At 73.7% G+C, this 16,809-nt stretch carries 9 protein-coding genes; 4 read left to right on the plus strand and 5 right to left on the minus strand.

Annotated elements, in window-relative coordinates; all coding sequences use genetic code 11:
- Window positions 1-18 precede the first annotated feature (18 nt).
- From AB0B76_RS14965 to AB0B76_RS14975, 3 genes are read right to left on the minus strand one after another with little or no spacing between them, the layout of a single operon-like run.
- Complete coding sequence (locus tag AB0B76_RS14965; protein WP_360374792.1) at window positions 19-1,437, minus strand: protein kinase; 1,419 nt, start codon at window positions 1,435-1,437, stop codon at window positions 19-21.
- A complete protein-coding gene (gene cphA, locus AB0B76_RS14970) occupies window positions 1,419-4,067 on the minus strand; it encodes a cyanophycin synthetase (protein ID WP_360374794.1) in 2,649 nt (882 codons plus the stop codon). The genes AB0B76_RS14965 and cphA overlap by 19 nt, the downstream gene beginning before the upstream one ends.
- A complete protein-coding gene (locus AB0B76_RS14975) occupies window positions 4,057-4,881 on the minus strand; it encodes a cyanophycinase (protein ID WP_360374796.1) in 825 nt (274 codons plus the stop codon). The genes cphA and AB0B76_RS14975 overlap by 11 nt, the downstream gene beginning before the upstream one ends.
- Window positions 4,882-5,082: 201 nt before the next feature.
- Between AB0B76_RS14975 and AB0B76_RS14980 the strand changes: the two genes are divergently transcribed.
- On the plus strand, window positions 5,083-8,787 hold the full coding sequence (locus AB0B76_RS14980) for a family 78 glycoside hydrolase catalytic domain (protein WP_360374798.1): 3,705 nt from the start codon (window positions 5,083-5,085) through the stop codon (window positions 8,785-8,787).
- A 25-nt stretch (window positions 8,788-8,812) separates the two neighbouring features.
- Complete coding sequence (locus AB0B76_RS14985; RefSeq protein ID WP_360374800.1) at window positions 8,813-9,805, plus strand: SMP-30/gluconolactonase/LRE family protein; 993 nt, start codon at window positions 8,813-8,815, stop codon at window positions 9,803-9,805.
- Here AB0B76_RS14985 and AB0B76_RS14990 read toward each other — a convergent pair.
- Window positions 9,802-13,797 (minus strand): AAA domain-containing protein, encoded by a 3,996-nt coding sequence (locus AB0B76_RS14990; RefSeq protein ID WP_360374802.1) that lies wholly within the window; start codon window positions 13,795-13,797, stop codon window positions 9,802-9,804. The two genes, AB0B76_RS14985 and AB0B76_RS14990, sit on opposite strands and share 4 nt — an antisense overlap.
- 158 nt (window positions 13,798-13,955) lie before the next feature.
- Complete coding sequence (locus AB0B76_RS14995) at window positions 13,956-14,918, minus strand: LysR family transcriptional regulator (protein WP_360374804.1); 963 nt, start codon at window positions 14,916-14,918, stop codon at window positions 13,956-13,958.
- A gap of 173 nt (window positions 14,919-15,091) precedes the next feature.
- Here AB0B76_RS14995 and AB0B76_RS15000 point away from each other — a divergent pair, with 173 nt between their 5' ends.
- Window positions 15,092-15,676, plus strand: coding sequence for a DUF998 domain-containing protein (locus AB0B76_RS15000; RefSeq protein WP_360374806.1), 585 nt, complete (start codon window positions 15,092-15,094; stop codon window positions 15,674-15,676).
- 28 nt (window positions 15,677-15,704) lie between these two features.
- Window positions 15,705-16,499, plus strand: a complete 795-nt coding sequence (locus AB0B76_RS15005) for an SDR family NAD(P)-dependent oxidoreductase (protein ID WP_360374808.1) — start codon at window positions 15,705-15,707, stop codon at window positions 16,497-16,499.
- Window positions 16,500-16,809: the final 310 nt, after the last annotated feature.

The raw sequence follows: 16,809 nt of genomic DNA on the forward strand, positions 1-16,809 counted from the left end.
GATCGAACTACGAAAGGGTCAGTCGCCCTCCTTGCCCTTCTTCGGAGGCTTTCCCGGGCCCTTCACGACGGGAGCCTTCGGGGTGGCGGCCGGAGGAGGCGGCGGCGCCACCGTCGTCACCACGACCTGGGCCGCGGGGGCCACGAGCACCGAGCGGCACCCGGCCCCGTTCAGCGCGAAGTCGGTCGGCAGCGCGGACGCGTCGCGGTAGGCCCCCACGATCGGGAAGTCGGCGCCCGAGGACAGGTCCGTGGCCAGGTCCGAGCCGGCGAGCATCACCGTCGGGCCGTCCTGGTGCCAGGTGGCGCCGTCGATCGCGCCGATCGCCTGGCCGTCCGCGAGCCGGAACGTGAGGCTCCAGGCGCCGGTGCCGCCCTCCGTCATCACCCGCAGGTCGGCGTTGAAGGCGCCGGCCTGCTCGGTGCGGACCGTGTACTCCACGGTGCAGCCGACCGGCGGCGGGGCCGCGGCCGCGGCGGTGCCCGCGGCCGGCTGCGCGTTCTCGGCGGCGTTGCCCGAGGCGGACATGGCCAGCACGCCGATGGCCGCGGCGGCCACGACGCCGCCCGCCACCATCCGGCCGCGCAGGTGGCGCGGGACGGCGACCCAGCGCGTCGGCTCCAGGTCCGGCGCGTCGGGAGCGCCGGAGGGCAGCGCGGCCGAGCTGAAGCCGGCCAGGAGTGCGGCCATCTCCGCGGCCGACGGGCGGTTCTCGGGCGCCTTGGCCAGGCAGCGGTGGATCGCCGCGGCGATCGGCGCGTCGACCACGTCGGCCGGCAGCGGGGCCGGGCGCGTGCGGCGGTGGGCCTCGAGCACCATCGTGGTCCCGGTGGTGGCCTCGGGCCAGGGGAAACGGCCGGCGAGGGCGCGGTACAGCAGCAGCCCCAGGGCATAGACGTCGGTCGCGGCGGTGGTGGGCAGCCCGCGGATGCGCTCCGGGGCCAGGTAGGCGGGGGTGCCGAGGATCTGCCCGATCTTGTCGCTGTGGTCGCCGGCGACCGCGGAGATGCCGAAGTCGACGAGCTTGGACCCGTCGTCGGTGAGCATCACGTTGGCCGGCTTGACGTCACGGTGGACGAGCCCGCGCGCGTGCACGGCGGCGAGCGCGCCGGCCAGTTCGGCGCCGAGGCGCAGGACGGCGGCGAGCGGCAGCGGGCCGGCCTCCTCCAGCGAGCGGCCGGTGACGAGCTCCATCACGACGTACGGCGCGCCGTCGGGGCCGTGGCCGAAGTCGTGCACCTGCGCGATGTGCGGGTGACTGAGTAGGGCGGCGGCCCGGGCCTCGGCCTGGATGCGCCGGCGCGAGTCGGGATCGTCGAGCAGCTTGGGGGCGAGCAGCTTGACCGCGACCGGGCGCTCGAGGATCTCGTCGAAGGCGCGCCAGACCACGGACATGCCGCCGGTGCCGAGGGGTTCGATCAGCCGGTACCGGTCCACGCCAAAGTCATGCCCAGATTCACCTCCGCCACACCCAACTCACCCGCCCGAAGTGCACCGTGGGCCTCGAGCAGCGCGAGGGCGGGCTCGATCTTCTCGTACAACAGCAGCACGACGTCACCCGGGCGGGCGAGCGCCAGGGCCGCCGGCACCGCCTCGTCGATCGTGCGCACCTCGACGCAGGCGGCCTCCGGCGCGACCCGTGCCAGCTCCTCGCGGACGATCCCCGGCACCTCCCCCGGGGCCCGGCCGCGCCGGTCGCCGTCCTCGTAGAGCACGACCCGGCCGAAGCGGGCCCCGACCGCGGCCGCGGACTCGCGCAGCAGGTCGTCGCGGCGGTCGCCGGGCAGGGTGATCGCCGCGACCGCCCGCTCGCAGCCCCAGACCCGCTCGACCAGGTCGCTCACGGCGGCGATGGCGGCCGCGTTGTGCGCGTAGTCGACGAGCACGTCGACCTCGCCGCAGCGCAGCAGCGTCCCGCGGCCCGGGTTGTCGGCGAAGCTGCGCAGCCGGTCGGCGACCCGCGCGGTGGTCACGCCGAGCACGCGGGCCGCGGCCGTGGCGGCGAGCGCGTTGGCGATCAGGTGCCGGGCCGCGCCGCCGAACCCGCCGCCGAGCTGGTGCGCGGCCAGCAGCGGCACCCACCGCCGGTCGGACAGCTCGACCAGCCAGCCGTCGGCGAGCAGGTACGCCCGGCCGCCGGAGTCCCAGTGCCGGCGCACGAGCGGGTTGCGCGGGTCGAGCGAGCACCAGATGATCTCGCGGCCGGGGAACTCCAGCTCGCGGCTGCGGGGGTCGTCGGCGTTGAGCACGACCGCGCCGCCGTCGCGCACCCGCTCCGCCACGACCGACTTGAGGTCGACGAGCTCGTCGACGCTCTCGATGCCGTCCTGGCCGAGGTGGTCCGAGGAGAGGTTGGTGATGATCCCGACGTCGCTCCAGTCGTACCCGAGCCCCTGGCGCAACAGCCCGCCGCGCGCGGTCTCCAGCACGGCCGCGTCGACGGTCGGGTCGCCGAGCACCACGCGGGCCGAGCGCGGGCCGGTGGCGTCGGCGCGCTGGATGAGCCGCCCGCCCACGACCACGCCGTCGGTCGTGGTCAGGCCGACGCGCAGGCCGGCCCCGGCGAGCAGGTGCGCGGTCAGCCGGGCCACCGTCGTCTTGCCGTTGGTGCCGGTGATGGCCACGATCGGGATCCGCGACGGCGTCCCGGCCGGGTAGAGCGCGTCGACGATCGCGGCCCCGACGTCATGCTGCTCCAGGTGCATGCGCAGCCCGGGCGCGGCGTTGACCTCGATGACCCCGCCCCGGCGCAGGGACAGCTCCTCGGCGATGTCGGGCAGCCGCAGGTCGATCCCGGCGATGTCCAGCCCGACGAGGCCGGCGACCCGGCGGCACAGGTCGGCGACGGAGGGGTGCACGAGCTTCGTCACGTCGACGCTGGTACCGCCGGTGGAGAGGTTGGCGTTGTCGCGCAGCCACACCGTCCGCCCGGCCTCGGGCACGTCGCCCACCGCAAGCCCCTGGCGGTGCAGCAGCGTGTGGGCGACCTCGTCGACCGCGAGCCGGGTGAGCGCGCGGCCGTGCCCGACCCCGCGGCGGGGGTCCTCGTTCGCGCGGGCGACGAGCCCGGCGACGTCGGTCCGGCCGTCGCCGATGACGTGCGCGGCGACCCGCTCGGCGGCGGCCACGATCTCGCCGCCGACGGTCAGCACGCGGTAGTCGCGGCCGCCGACCTGCCGCTCGACGACGGCCTCGCCGCCGTCCGCGGTCGCGGCCGCGAAGGCGGAGCGGACCGCGTCGGGGGTCTCGACGCCGAGGTACACGTGCCGCCCCTGGCGCCCGCCGCGCGGCTTGACCACGACCGGCGGCCCGAGCTCCGCGAACAGCTCCAGGGCCTCCTCCGCCGTGGTGGCCGGGCCGCCGTCGGCGACCGGGATGCCGGCCTCTTCGAGCAGGCGGCGGGTGAGCTCCTTGTCCCCGGCGATGTCGACGCCGATGGCCGACGTCTGGTCGGTGAGCGCGGCCCAGACCAGCCGCCGGTGGCGGCCGTAGCCCAGCCGCAGCAGGCTGAGGTCGCCGATGCGCTCGACCGGAATGTTGCGCACGCGGGCGGCGTCGGCGATCGACCGGGTCGACGGGCCCGGTTTTTCGCGTTCGTACCGTCGCGAGAGCCCGGCGAGGTCGAGCGCCGGGGGCGCCTGGCCGCGGGTGAGCGGTACGACCAGATCTATCGCTTTTTGCAGTAATTTTTCCGACATCTCCGAGTCCAACGGCTCGTCGACGGGGCACTCCATGATCACGTCGAACGCCGCCGGGTCCTCCGTGCCGACCGTGCGGCCGAAGCTGACCTTGCGCCCGATGAGGTTGGACAGCTCGATCGCGACGTGCTCGGCGGTGTGCCCGAAGTAGGTGCCGCCGTGCAGCCGCGTGACGAACCCGCCCGGCGCCCCCGCCGCGCAGTGGTGCTCGGCCAGCCCCGGCAGTAGCTCCAGCAGGCGCTCCGGCAGCCCGGGGAAGTCGCAGGTCTCGCGGCCGGTGAGCCCGTCGAGCAGCACCCGGGTCACCTGGACCGGGCGCGCGACGTACCAGTTGGGCCCGCGCAGGCGGCGGCTGCTCTCAATGCGCATTGTCCTCTTCCGCTCTCCTCATCGGGGACCGCTCGGTCAGGTTGAACCGGTGCCCGGCCGGCAGGACGTGCAGTTGGGCGCCCCACAGCGCGATCGGGCCGCCGACCTCCCCGGCGAAGCCGGGCGAGGGGCAGTGGATGTCGCGCGCCTGGCCGGCGTCGATCACCGTGACGGTGCCGCGGCCGAGGACCTCGAAGATCTCGCCCTCGACGAGGATGGCGGTGTTCTCGTCGATGCCGAGGCCGAGCTCGTGCGGAAACATGGCGATGGCGCTGAGCAGCCGGTTGAGCCGCCCGCGCTCGGCGAAGTGCATGTCGATGAGCACGCCGGGCAGGAACTCCATGCCGGGGCCGGTCCGCACGCTGGTCGTGCTCACCGAGGCGACGCTCCCGCCGAGGATCATGGTGCTGGACATCATCGCGGCGCCCGCGCTCGTGCCGGCCAGGATCAGGCCCTCGGCCAGCCGGGCGTGCAGCGCCGAGTCGACCTTGGAGCCGCCGACCACGGTGGTGATGCGCAGCTGGTCGCCGCCGGTGAAGAAGACGCCGGTGGCGTGCTCGATCGCGGCCACGGCCAGCTCACCGTTGGCGTCCTCGCGCGACCCGAGGCGCAGCGCCGTGACGCGCGCGGCCCCGAGCCGGTGGAAGACCTCGGCGTACTCCTTCTCCCGCTGCCCGGGGCTCTCGCTCGCCGTGGCGATCACGACGAGATGCGCGTCCCGTCCGCCCGCGAGCAGCACGAAGCGCTCGAGGATCTCGTCATCGCCGGCGTCGTGGCTTTCGGCGCCCCCGATGACGAGCAGTTTTCCCGCCATCCCACCTCCACCCACCATCTTGCAAACCGGGGGTGCCGGGCGTCCGTCGTTTGCCCCGATCCGGGTTTCGAAAATGTTCGAGTGTTGATCGGCGATGTGCCCCGAACGCCATTGCGCATCGAACACCGTCTCATTACAGTGGGCGCACCACGTGCATATGAAACGTTTTAATGAAACGTTTCACGAGTTAGGGAGCCCGCCATGCCCCTGCACAAACGAATGCCGCACAAACGAACGTCACACAGACGAACGCGCGCGGCCGCAACCGCGCTCGTCTCGGCCGCCGCCCTGGTGCTCGTCGCCCCGCCCGCGCCGAGCCAGGCCGCCACCCCGGTCGCACTGTCCGGGGCGCACTGGATCTGGTACCCCGAGGGCGACCCGCACGTCACCGCGCCGGCCGCGTACCGCTACTTCCGCAAGTCCTTCAGCGTCGCGGCCGGCAGCGTCAGCGACGCCCAGCTCGTCGTCACCGGCGACGACACGGTCGACGTCTGGCTCAACGGCAAGCCCCTCGCCGGCTCCCAGCGGGTCACCGACTCGTGGAAGAGCGCCGTCTACGTCGACCTGCAGAGCGCGCTCACCAGCGGTACCAACACCATCGCCATCGCCGCGAGGAACACCACCGCCGGCCCGGCCGGGATGATCGGCCACGTGCACGTCACCACCGGCGGCGGCACGACCGACCTCGTCACCGACGCGAGCTGGAAGACCGCGACGAGCGCGCCCGGCGGCTGGGAACAGCCCGGCTTCGGCGACGGCGGCTGGCCCGCGGCGCTGGACCTCGGCCTGTACGGCTCGTCGCCGTGGAACACGTCCGTGGTGCTGCCCGATACGAACGCCGCCTCGCCGCTGAGCGTCGCGAGCGCGACCGTCGAGCACGCCGCCAACCCGCTCGGCGTGGACGCCGCGCTGCCGCGGTTCGGGTGGAAGCTCGGCGCCGGCTCGGGGCAGCAGGAGCAGGGCGCGTACCAGATCCAGGTCTCCACCAGCGGCGCCAACACCGCCGACGTGTGGGACAGCGGCCGGGTCGCCTCGAGCAGCCAGGTCGACGTCGCCTACGGCGGGCCGGCCCTGGCCAGCCTGCGTAAGTACTACTGGCGCGTGCGGGCCTGGGACACGCAGGGCCGCGCGGGCGCCTGGAGCGCGACCCAGACGTTCGAGACCGCGCTGCGCAGCCCGGCCACCGAGTGGACCGCGGACTTCGTCGGGCAGCCGGCGACCGGCGCCGACGTCTCCGGGGCGACCTGGATCTGGTACCCCGAGGGCGACCCCGCCGCCGGCGTGCCCGCCGCGACCCGGTACTTCCGCCGCACCTTCAGCCTGACCGCCGCCCCGCCGAGCGCCACGCTCGTGGTCACCGGCGACGACACCGCCGACGTGTGGGTCAACGGCGTGCAGGTCAGCTCCTCGCCGCGGGTCACCGACTCGTGGAAGCAGGCCGCGACGATCGACCTGACCGGGCGGCTCACCAGCGGTACCAACACCATCGCCATCTCGGCGCAGAACACCACCCAGTCGCCGGCCGGGGTGCTGGCCAAGCTGACCGTGGCCGGCGCGCCGACGATCAGCACCGACACGGCCTGGAAATCGAACACCACCGCGCCCGCCGGCTGGAACACCACCGGCTTCAACGACTCCGGCTGGGCCGCGGCCAAGGCGGTCGCGACCTACGGCACCGGGCCCTGGGGCGCCAACGTGCTCGTGGTCAAGCCGACGCCGCTGGTGCGCAAGGGCTTCACGGTGAGCAAGGCGGTCGCCTCGGCGCGGCTGCTGACCACCGCGCTCGGCCTGCACGAGACCCGGCTCAACGGGGCGAAGGTCGGCGGCGACGTGCTCGCGCCCGGGTGGACCGACTACAACAAGCGGCTGCAGTACAAGGAGTACGACGTCACCGGGCAGATCCGCCAGGGGGCCAACGCACTCGGCGCGTACGTCGGCAACGGCTGGTTCTCCGGCAACGTCGGCTTCGCGGGCAGCCAGCTCTACGGCACCCAGCCGTGGTACTCCGCGCAGCTGCTCATCACCTTCACCGACGGCACCACCCAGACCGTCAGGACCGACGGCACCTGGAAGGTGACGACGGGCCCGATCCGCGCCGACGACCTGTACGGCGGCGAGACCTACGACAACCGCATGGCCATCGCGGGCTGGGACAACGCCGGCTTCGACGACGCCGCCTGGCCGGCCGTCGCGGTGCGGGGCGGCGCCAAGCCCAACCTCGTCGCCCAGGTCGACAACGGCGTCACCGTCCAGCAGGAGTTCCGGCCGGTCGCGATCACCCAGCCCCAGGCCGGCGTGTGGGTGCTCGACCTCGGCCAGAACTTCACCGGCTGGGACCGGCTGACGATGAGCGCCCCGGCCGGCACCACGGTCCAGCTGCGCCACGCCGAGGTGCTCAACCCCGACGGCACCATCTACACGGCGAACCTGCGCGGGGCGGCGGCGACCGACCGGTACACCTTCAGCGGCTCCGGCACCGAGACCTACGAGCCGCGGTTCACCGTGCACGGGTACCGGTACGTGGAGCTCACCGGCCTGCCGTCGGGCTTCACCCCGACCGCGGACACCCTCGCCGGCCGGGCCGCGTGGACCAGCGGCGCCCAGCTGGGCACGTTCAGCACGTCCAGCGCGCTGCTCAACCAGCTCGCGAAGAACATCCTGTGGGGCGAGCGCGACAACATGCTCTCGATCCCGACCGACTGCCCCCAGCGCGACGAGCGGCTCGGCTGGACCGGCGACATCGCGGCCTTCGTGGCCACCTCCACGTTCAACCTCGACGTGCACGGGTTCCTCGACAAGTTCACCGACGACCTCACCGACGCCCAGCACGCCGACGGGGCGTTCACCGACGTGGCGCCGGGCGTGTCCGCCGGGGCCGGCACCGCCGGGTGGGGCGACGCCGGGGTGATCGTGCCCTACACCCTGTGGCAGCGCTACGGCGACGTGCGCGTGGTCGACGAGCACTTCGCGGCCATGGCCAAGTGGGTCGACTACCTGCGCAGCACCTCGGGCAGCGACCTGATCCGCAACGTGTCGACCTACGGCGACTGGCTCAACGTCAACGACAACACCGCGCAGGACGTCATCTCCACCGCGTTCTTCGCGTGGTCGGCGCGGCTGGTCTCACGGATGGCCGCGGCGACCGGGCGCACCGCCGAGGCGGCCTCCTACGGCCAGCTCGCCGACCAGGTCGCGGCCGCGTTCACGAACCGGTTCGTGGCCGCCGACGGCACGGTCAGCGGCAACACCCAGACGGGGTACGTGCTCGCGCTCGCCTTCGGCCTGCTGCCCGCCAACCGGGTGCAGGCCGCGGCCGACAAGCTCGCCGCGAAGGTCGCCGCGACCGGCGGCCACCTCTCGGTCGGCTTCCTCGGCGTGGAGAACCTGTTGCCGGTGCTGGCAAGCAACGGCCACGCCGACACCGCGTACACCATCCTCATGCAGCCCGGCTTCCCCGGCTGGGGCTACCAGATCGGCAAGGGCGCGACCACGATCTGGGAGCGCTGGGACGGCATCCGCACCGACGGCACGTTCAACGACCCCGGCATGAACTCCTTCAACCACTACGGCCTGGGCTCGGTCGGCGACTTCCTCTACCGCCAGGTCGGCGGCGTCGCCCCCGCCACCCCCGGCTACGGCGCGCTCACCATCGCACCCCAGCCCGGCGGCGGCCTGACCTCCGCCAAGTCGTCGTACGACACCCCGTACGGCAGCGCGGTGAGCGACTGGTCGATCTCCGGCGGCACGCTCACCCTGCGGGTGACGGTCCCGGCCGGCGTCACGGCGACGGTCAAGGTCCCGACCTCCAACGCGGCCTCGGTCAACGCCCCGGCCCAGGCGGTCCCGACCGCCGCGGCCACGTACTACCTCCCGTCCGGCTCCTACACCTTCACCGCTTCCGCCTGAGCGACGACCGCGGGACACTCAGCCCATGAGTGTCCCGCGGTTCATCGACGGCGCGAGTCTTCCGGCGACGACACCCCCGCCGCTGACCGGCCCCTGGTCCCCCACGGACACCCGCATCGACCAGGCGGTCCTCGTCCCGCTCCCCGCGGGCCACGCCCCCGAGGACGTGGCGGTCGACCCGGACGGGGCGGTCTTCACGGGTACCCACGAGGGCGTCGTCTGGCGCCTGCGCGGCGACACGTTCGAGGCCCTGGCCGACACCGGCGGCCGCCCGCTGGGCATCGAGCACGACCCGCGCGACGGCTCCCTGATCATCTGCGACGCGTACCGCGGCCTCCTGCGCCTCACCCCGGACGGCGAGCTGCACGAGCTGACCCGCGAGGCGGCCGGCACCGCCATCCTGTTCTGCAACAACGCCGCGATCGCCCGCGACGGCACCGTGTACTTCAGCGACTCCTCCAGCCGCTTCCCGCTCTCCCACTGGCGCCGCGACCTGCTGGAGCACCGCCCGAACGGCCGCGTCCTGGCCTACGACCCGGCATCGGGCACCACCTCGCTCGTGGCCGCCGGCCTGTACTTCCCCAACGGCGTGGCCCTGACCCCGGACGAGTCCGCCCTGCTCGTGTGCGAGACGGTCGCGCACCGGCTGACCCGGATCGCCCTGCCCTCGGGCGCGGCCACGGTGCTGGCCGACCTGCCGGCGTACCCGGACAACATGTCCTCGGCCGGCGACGGCACCTTCTGGATCGCCCTGGCCAGCCCGCGCGTCGCCATCGCGGAGCGCCTGCTGCCCCACCCGGGCATCCGCCGCGTGGTCGCGACCCTGCCGACGTGGATGCAGCCCCAGCCGGGCAAGCACACCATCGCGGCCCAGGTCGACGCGGACGGCACGGTGCTGCGCACGGTACACAGCCCGGCCGGGCGGTACCCGATGCTCACCGGCGTCCGCCAGGCCGGCGACACCCTGTGGTTCGGCAGCCTGACCGAGCGGTCGATCGCGCGGGTCCCCCTGAACTAGTCCGTCTCGGGACGCTCGCCGGCCTCGCCGCGGGCCTCGTCCAGCGCGGTCGTCAGGGCGGCGTTGATCCGCGAGCCGCCCCGCTTGAAGCCCAGCTGCCGCCGCGCCTCCTCCACGACCTGCTCCTCGGTGCGCAGCAGGGTGTCGGACTCGATCCAGCGGATCAGCTCGACCAGTAGCTCGTGCGGGTACTCGCCGATCGGGCGCCCCGGCACGAACTCCGGGCGGGGCCGGGAGCGCTCGCCGTCGTCGTCCTCGTCCGGGGCCGGCGGGTCGAGGTGCAGCACCACCGTGGGCTCGTCGGTGCGGCGGGCCTCCACCGCGGCCACGGCCTCGTCGTAGGCCGCCCGCGCGCGGGCCGTCTCCGCCACCGGGTCGGCGAACCAGTCCGTCGACCAGATGCGGTGGAAGCGCCACCCGAGGCGCTCGAGCTGCTCCTGGCGGAGCCGGTCGCGGTCGCGGGCGGTGCTCGCCGAGTGGTACGTCTCCCCGTCGGTCTCGATCGCCAGGACCATCTCGTTCGGGTTGGTCGGGTGCGCGCAGGCGAAGTCGATGGCGTAGCCGGCCACGCCGAAGCGCGCGGTGACCGGGACCCCGGCGGCGGTGAGGCGGTCGCGCACGTCGGCCTCGAACGCGCCCAGCGCCGGGCGGTCCGCGGCCGCCGGGCTCAGCGACGTGCCGCCCGACTCGGTGTACTCCAGGTAGGACCGCAGCAGCCGCACCCCGTCGCTGGTCGAGCGGGCCGGGTCCATGTCCGCGGCGGTGAACGAGCTCACCAGCGTCATCCGCCGCCGGGCCCGGGTCACGGCGACGTTCAGGCGGCGCTCCCCGCCCGGCAGCAGCAGCGGGCCGAAGCGGTACAGCAGGCGGCCGGCGGCGTTCTTGCCGTACCCGATGGACAGGATGATCGCGTCGCGCTCGTCGCCCTGGACCCGCTCGAGGTTCTTGACGAAGAACGGCTCGGCCGCGGTCTCGGCGAAGAACGCGTGCAGCTCGGGCCGCGCGGCCAGGGCCTTGCGCAGGGCAAGGTCGATGCGCTCGGCGTGGGTGATGCCCATCGTGATCACGCCGAGGGACTCGTTGGGCCGCACCTGGGCGTGCTGCAGGATCAGCTCGACGACCCGCTGCACCTCGGCCGCGACCGAGTCGCTGGCCTCCTCCGTCGCGCCGTCGGCGGTGAACGGCACGTGCACGTGCTGGACGCTGCCCTCCCCCGCGACGCCCGGGAAGGTGACGAGGGAGCCCTCGTAGATGTGCGCGTTGGAGAAGCCGATGAGCCGGTCGTCCTGGCTGCGGTAGTGCCAGCGCAGGAGGTACCCCGGCAGCAGCGCGCTGAGCACGTCGAGGATCGACTCGTAGCCGGAGGTGAGGGACAGGTCGATGGAGCCGTCCGCGTTCACCCCGAGCGGGTCGGCGCCGACGCCCTCCTCGGCCGCGGTGAAGAACGACGTCGGCGGCAGCTGGTGCTCGTCGCCGGCGACCACGATCTGGCGGCCGCGCAGCAGGGCGGGCACGGCGTCGGCCGGGGTCACCTGGCTGGCCTCGTCGAAGACGACCACGTCGAAGAGGTCGGCCTGGGCCGGCAGCAGCTGGGACACCACGAGCGGGCTCATCGCCCAGCAGGGGCGCAGCGCCGTGAGCATGTGCGGCGCCGTCGCGAAGAGCTGGCGGATCGGCAGGTGGCGGCGCTTGAGGTTGGCCTGGTGCTCGACGAGGCGGCTCTCGTCGGGGTACTCGTCGCGGACCCGGGTGATGTGCTCGGCGACGGCGCGCAGCACACGGGTGGCGGTGGCGTCGATGTGCCGGCGGTCGGCGTCGCGGTACTCCGCGACAGTCCGCGCGTGCAGGGGCCCGTCGAACGCGCCGACCCGCGGGTCGGTGAAGTTCAGGTGCTGCAGGATCGAGGCGTACCAGCACGCGTCGAAGACCGCCGCGGCCCGCTCGGCATCGGCCCGCCGGGCCTGCAGGTCCTCGACCAGCTGGTGCAGGCCGGCGGCGGCGAAGGCCTCGGCGAGCTCGTTGAGGCGCGGGACCCGGCGCAGGGTGCGCTCGTCCGCGGCCAGGGACTGCAGCACCCGGGCCAGGCGGTCGAGGTCCATGGTGAGCAGCGGGATGTGCACGCAGTACCGCTGCAGCTCCTGCACTTCCCGGTCGAGGCCGTCGAACGCCTGGCGGGCGCGGGGCAGGTCGGCCGGGAGGCGGGGCTCGCCGCCCCACTGCTCCCGCTGGCGCTCGGCCCGGGCCAGGCCCTCGAAGAGCTCCTCGGGGCTCGGGTGGCCGGGGCCGCGCCAGAGCCGGGCGGCCCGCTTGCGCAGCTTGCGCCGGGCCCACCAGCCCAGGTCGGCGGCGTTGCGGAACGCGCTCAGATCCTCCCGGTACACCTCCGGCTCGAAGTTGCCGAGCGTGGCGGCGATCTGGTCGAGGAAGGCGAACAGCGCACGCCAGCCGGTGACGTTGACCGGGCGGGGCAGGCCGGTCTGGGCGGCGACGTACTCCAGCGCCGGGCGCGCCCCGGGCAGGGTGCGCCCCGACAGCCGCTCGGTCAGGTCGAAGGCGGCCTGGGCCTCCTGGGGCGTGCGGACGGTGGCCCCGATCCAGCCCGACTCCTGCTCCGTCAGCTGGAACCCGCCGACCGTGGCATAGTCGCGCAGCTGCTCGCGGACGCGCCGGGCGCCGGCCTCGTCGAGGTTCGCCAGCACCGGGCCGCGCAGCCGGACGGCGGTCATCGGGGTGACGAGCGCGGCCAGCCGGATCAGCTCGGTCTGGGCCTGGTACGCCGAGACCCCCCACGGCCCGCGGATCTGGTGCATGGCCTCGTCGTGGTCGTTGAGCGCCGCCCGCCGGGCCGCCAGCGTCTCGTGCAGCACCAGAAGGTCGGGCTGGGCGATGCGGGCCGCGGAGTCCAGCGCGGCCTTCAGGTCGGCCGCGACCTTTCTCCGGGATGTCGTACCGTCGTGCACGTCCATCACCAGGTTGCCCAGGCCCCGGCGGGTCAGCCGGTCGGTCACGGCGGTGATCGCGGCGCGCTTCTCGGCCACGAACAGCACCCGCTTGCCCCGCGCGACAAGCGAGGCGATGAGGTTGGCGATGGTCTGGCTCTTGCCGGTGCCGGGCGGCCCCTTGATCACGCTGTGCTCGCCGGCGAGGACGGCGTTTATCGCGTAGTTCTGCGACGAGTCGGCGTCGAGCACCAGGAACTCGTCCTCCGGCGGGATCCAGTCCGGGTCCCGAAGGGCGATACCGCTGGCCGGGCGCAGCGCGGCCTGGGCGTCGCGGTCGCCGGCGATGGCCGCGATGACGTCGTGCTCGACCAGGGCCCGGGCCCCGGCCCGCAGGTCGGTGACCATCGGCAGCTTCGCGTAGGAGAAGGTGCCGAGCACGAAGCGGGGGCTGATCGCGAACCCGCGGACCCGCCCGGCCGCCTCCTTCGTCAGGCGCTCGTACAGCGGCAGCGGGTCGAAGCCGGCCGTGTAGCTGACCAGCTCCTCGAGCTCGTCGGCGTCGACGCGGACACCGAAGTCCTCCTCGAACAGCTGCAGCAGCGTCGGGTTGAGCTCCAGGTCGCCCTGCAGGGTGAGGTCGAAGTCGTCCTCGGCCGCGCCGCGGGCGCGCAGCTGGGCCGAGCGCAGCAGCACCGGGGCGGCGGGGGCGGCCCCGGAGCCGGGGGCCGGCGTCCAGGTCGCGCTGCCGATCGCGGCGAAGCAGGTCTCGATGCCCCGCTCCTCGGTGAGCTCCCGCGCCTTGTTCCGGATCGTGCGGGCGCGCTTGATCGCCGCGGCGTGCGCGTCGCGGTCGGCGAAGAGCTGGCCGAGCGGCAGCGTGCGGCCGCCGAGCAGGGCCTGCAGGGCGACCGGGTCGGTGGCGCTCAGGTCCAGGGTGCCCGCGCGCAGGTCGCGGTAGTACAGCAGCGTGTTGCGGCCGCCGAGATCGATCAGCTGGGTCCGCCAGCGGCGGGCCGCCTCCTGCACCAGCGTGCCCCTTGCTTCCTCCACGGTGCGAGCGTATCCGTGTTGGCAAGCTCGTCGTTCCGGCCTTTCTTTACAACGCCAGACCTCGCTCTTTACAACGCCAGACCTCGCCGGTCGAGCCTTGCTTTACAACGCCAGGCCTCGCTCTTTACAACGCCAGACCTCGCCGGTCGAGCCTTGCTTTACAACGCCAGGCCTCGCCGGTCGGGGTGTCGGCCCAGCCAGTTCGAGTAGCGCTCGTTGCGCCGGACGGCGTCCGCGTAGGACTCGATCGCGTAAGCCCACACCTGCCCGGCGACGTTCGCCGCGGGCCCGTCGGGCAGCCAGCCGACCATCTGCCGCCAATGCAGGGGCGCCCCCGCGATCGGTACCGTCACCAACCCCGCCATCGGCCGCAACGTCGCCTGGCACAGCCCGACGGCGTCGCCCGACTCGATGAGGTCGATCGCGCCGCGCACCTCGGTCTCGAAGAGCACCTTCGGCGTGAACCCGGCCCGCGCACACGCCGCCGCGTGGCAGGACGAGAAGCACCCGTCCCCGGGCGCGGCCACCCACTGGGCCGCGGCGAGCTCCGAAAGTTCCACCTCGTCCCGCCCGGCCAGCTCGTGCCCCTCGGGCAGCAGCAGGAAGACGGGGTCGGCCGCGACGACGCGCCAGGCCAGCCCGGTGTCGGTGGCCGGCGGGGCGTCCCCGCAGGCGCCGACCAGCACGAAGTCCAGCTTGCCGGCCAGCACGAGGTCGCCCAGCTCGGAGGACGACCACGACGCGTGCGTGGTGACCTGCGCGGCCGGGTGGTTGCTGGTGATCCGGTGGACCAGACCGCCCAGGATTGGCCCGTTGACGGCGCCGAGGCGGTACCGCCCCGCACGCTCGGCCGCGCTGGCCAGCCGCGTCGCCTCGTCCTGCAGCCCCTTCACCGCCGGCAGCAGCACCCGGGCCCGGGCCAGCACCAACTCCCCCAGCGGCGTCGCCCGCGCGCCGCGCCGGTCCCGCTCGAACAGCGCCCCGCCGAGTGCGCGCTCGATGCGCTGCAGCTGGGCGGTGAGCGCCGGTTGAGCGAGGCCGAGCACGGACGCGGCCTTGGTCACGCTGCCGGCGTCGGCGATCGCGCACACGACCCGCAGATGCCGCAGCTCCAGTTCCATACTGAGACGGTAGGGCCGCGGAGCCCCTGGCAGAAGGCCTGGAGATATTGAGGCGTGCCGTTTTCTGCAGGGCGAGGGTAATCCCTCACTCCCGGTTGGGCCGGGACCGCTCCCCGGTCGGGCCGGGACCGCTCCTGGTTAGGCTGGGACCGCTCCCTGGTTAGGCTGGGGCGGTGATCATCCGCTGGGCGGCACTGGGTTCGGCGCTGTCCGGCTGTTTCGGGGCCGCGGGACTGACGGCGGCGGTGGCGGGCTCATCCCCGTCGGCCTACGTCTCGGAGGCGGGGGTACCGGGGGCGCCGCACGCCACGCTGTATGCGGCGAGCATGGTCCTGCTGGCCCTGTCCCTGGCCCTCCTCGCCGGGCCCGCGCGGCGGGTGTGCTGGCTGATCGGGGCGTCACTGCTGCTGGCGGCCCCCATGGCGGCCACGTCGGGGGCGGTGCGCTGTAGCCCGGGGTGTCCGCTGCCGCCGTACGACTCGCCGACGGTTCGGGACTTGGTTCATGCCGCGGCCGCAATCGCGGCGCTGTCGCTGTGCGCCTTGGCCATACTGTTGTACTGCCTGCTTCCGCCGCCGCATCGCTGGACGGGTTGGCTGGGCGTGCTGATCGCTTATCCGCCGTTACTGCTGTCGGCGGGCGGAATCCTGTTCGTCGGCCGTTCGCTGTTCACGGGCGTGACGGAGCGGGCGGCCCTGGTAGCGGTGTCGGCGTGGGTGGTCCTGACTGCGGTGCGCCACGTACGGGAGGTCTCGTGATACATCCGCTTTTTTCCGGATTTATCGCATGTCTCGCCTGATCGTGATCACGGGCGCGAGCGCGGGCATAGGCCAGGCCGCCGCCCGCCGCCTGGCCGCGCCGGACACCCGCTTGATCCTCCTCGGCCGCGACGAACGCCGCCTGGCCGCCATAGCCGCGGAGCTCCCGAACGCCACGCCGATCCGCGCCGATTTCGCGGACCTGACCCAGGTGAGAGCCGCCGCCACCGAGATCAGAGCAACCTGCGACCACATCGACGTCCTGATCAACAACGCCGGCGGCCTGTACCGCGGCCCACGGTCCCTGACCGTGAACCACCTGGCCGGCTTCGTCCTGGCCCACGAACTGCTGGACCACCTGCGCGCCGCGGGCACCTCGCGCCTGATCACCACCGCGTCGCTGGCCGAGGCCTGGGGCGTGCTCGACGTCGACGCCCCGCTGCGGAACTCACTCTGGCACCGGGCGCGCTGGCTGGCGTACGGCTCGTCGAAGCAGGCCAACCTCCTCTTCACCCTGGAGGCCGCGCGGCGCTGGACTCCCCACGGCGTGCTGCCGACCGCGTTCTTGCCGGGCCTGGTACGCAGCCGGTTCGCATCGAGCAGCCCACTGTTCATGCTGGGCAAACTCATCCCGGTCCTGTTCACCTCGCCCGAGCGCGCCGCCGGCACCCTGCAGTGGCTGGCCGACGCCCCGGCGCGGGACCTGACCCCGGGCGGCTACTACTTCCTCCGCGAACCGTTCCCCGCAACACCGCGCTCAACCAGCCCCGCCCGCGCGGCCCGCCTGTGGGACGCGTCCCTGGCAGCGGCGGGGTTCACCTAGAGACGGCTCGCCGCCGCGGCGACCAGCAACGAACGGCAGCGACCGCGGCAACAAGCGGCGGCCGTGGCAACTAGCGGCGGCCGTGGCAACTAGCGGCGGCCGTGGCAACCACGTCGACCTGACACCGCGGCAACCCCGCGACCCGGCACCGTGACGACCGCGCGACCGTGGCCGCCTGACGACCGCGCGACCGTGGCACCGCGGCAACCACGCGACCGTGGCCGCCTGACGACCGCGCGACCGTGGCACCGCGGCAACCACGCGACCGTGGCCGCCTGACGACCGCGCGACCGTGGCACCGCGGCACGTA

It is taken from the genome of Dactylosporangium sp. NPDC049140, assembly GCF_040648435.1.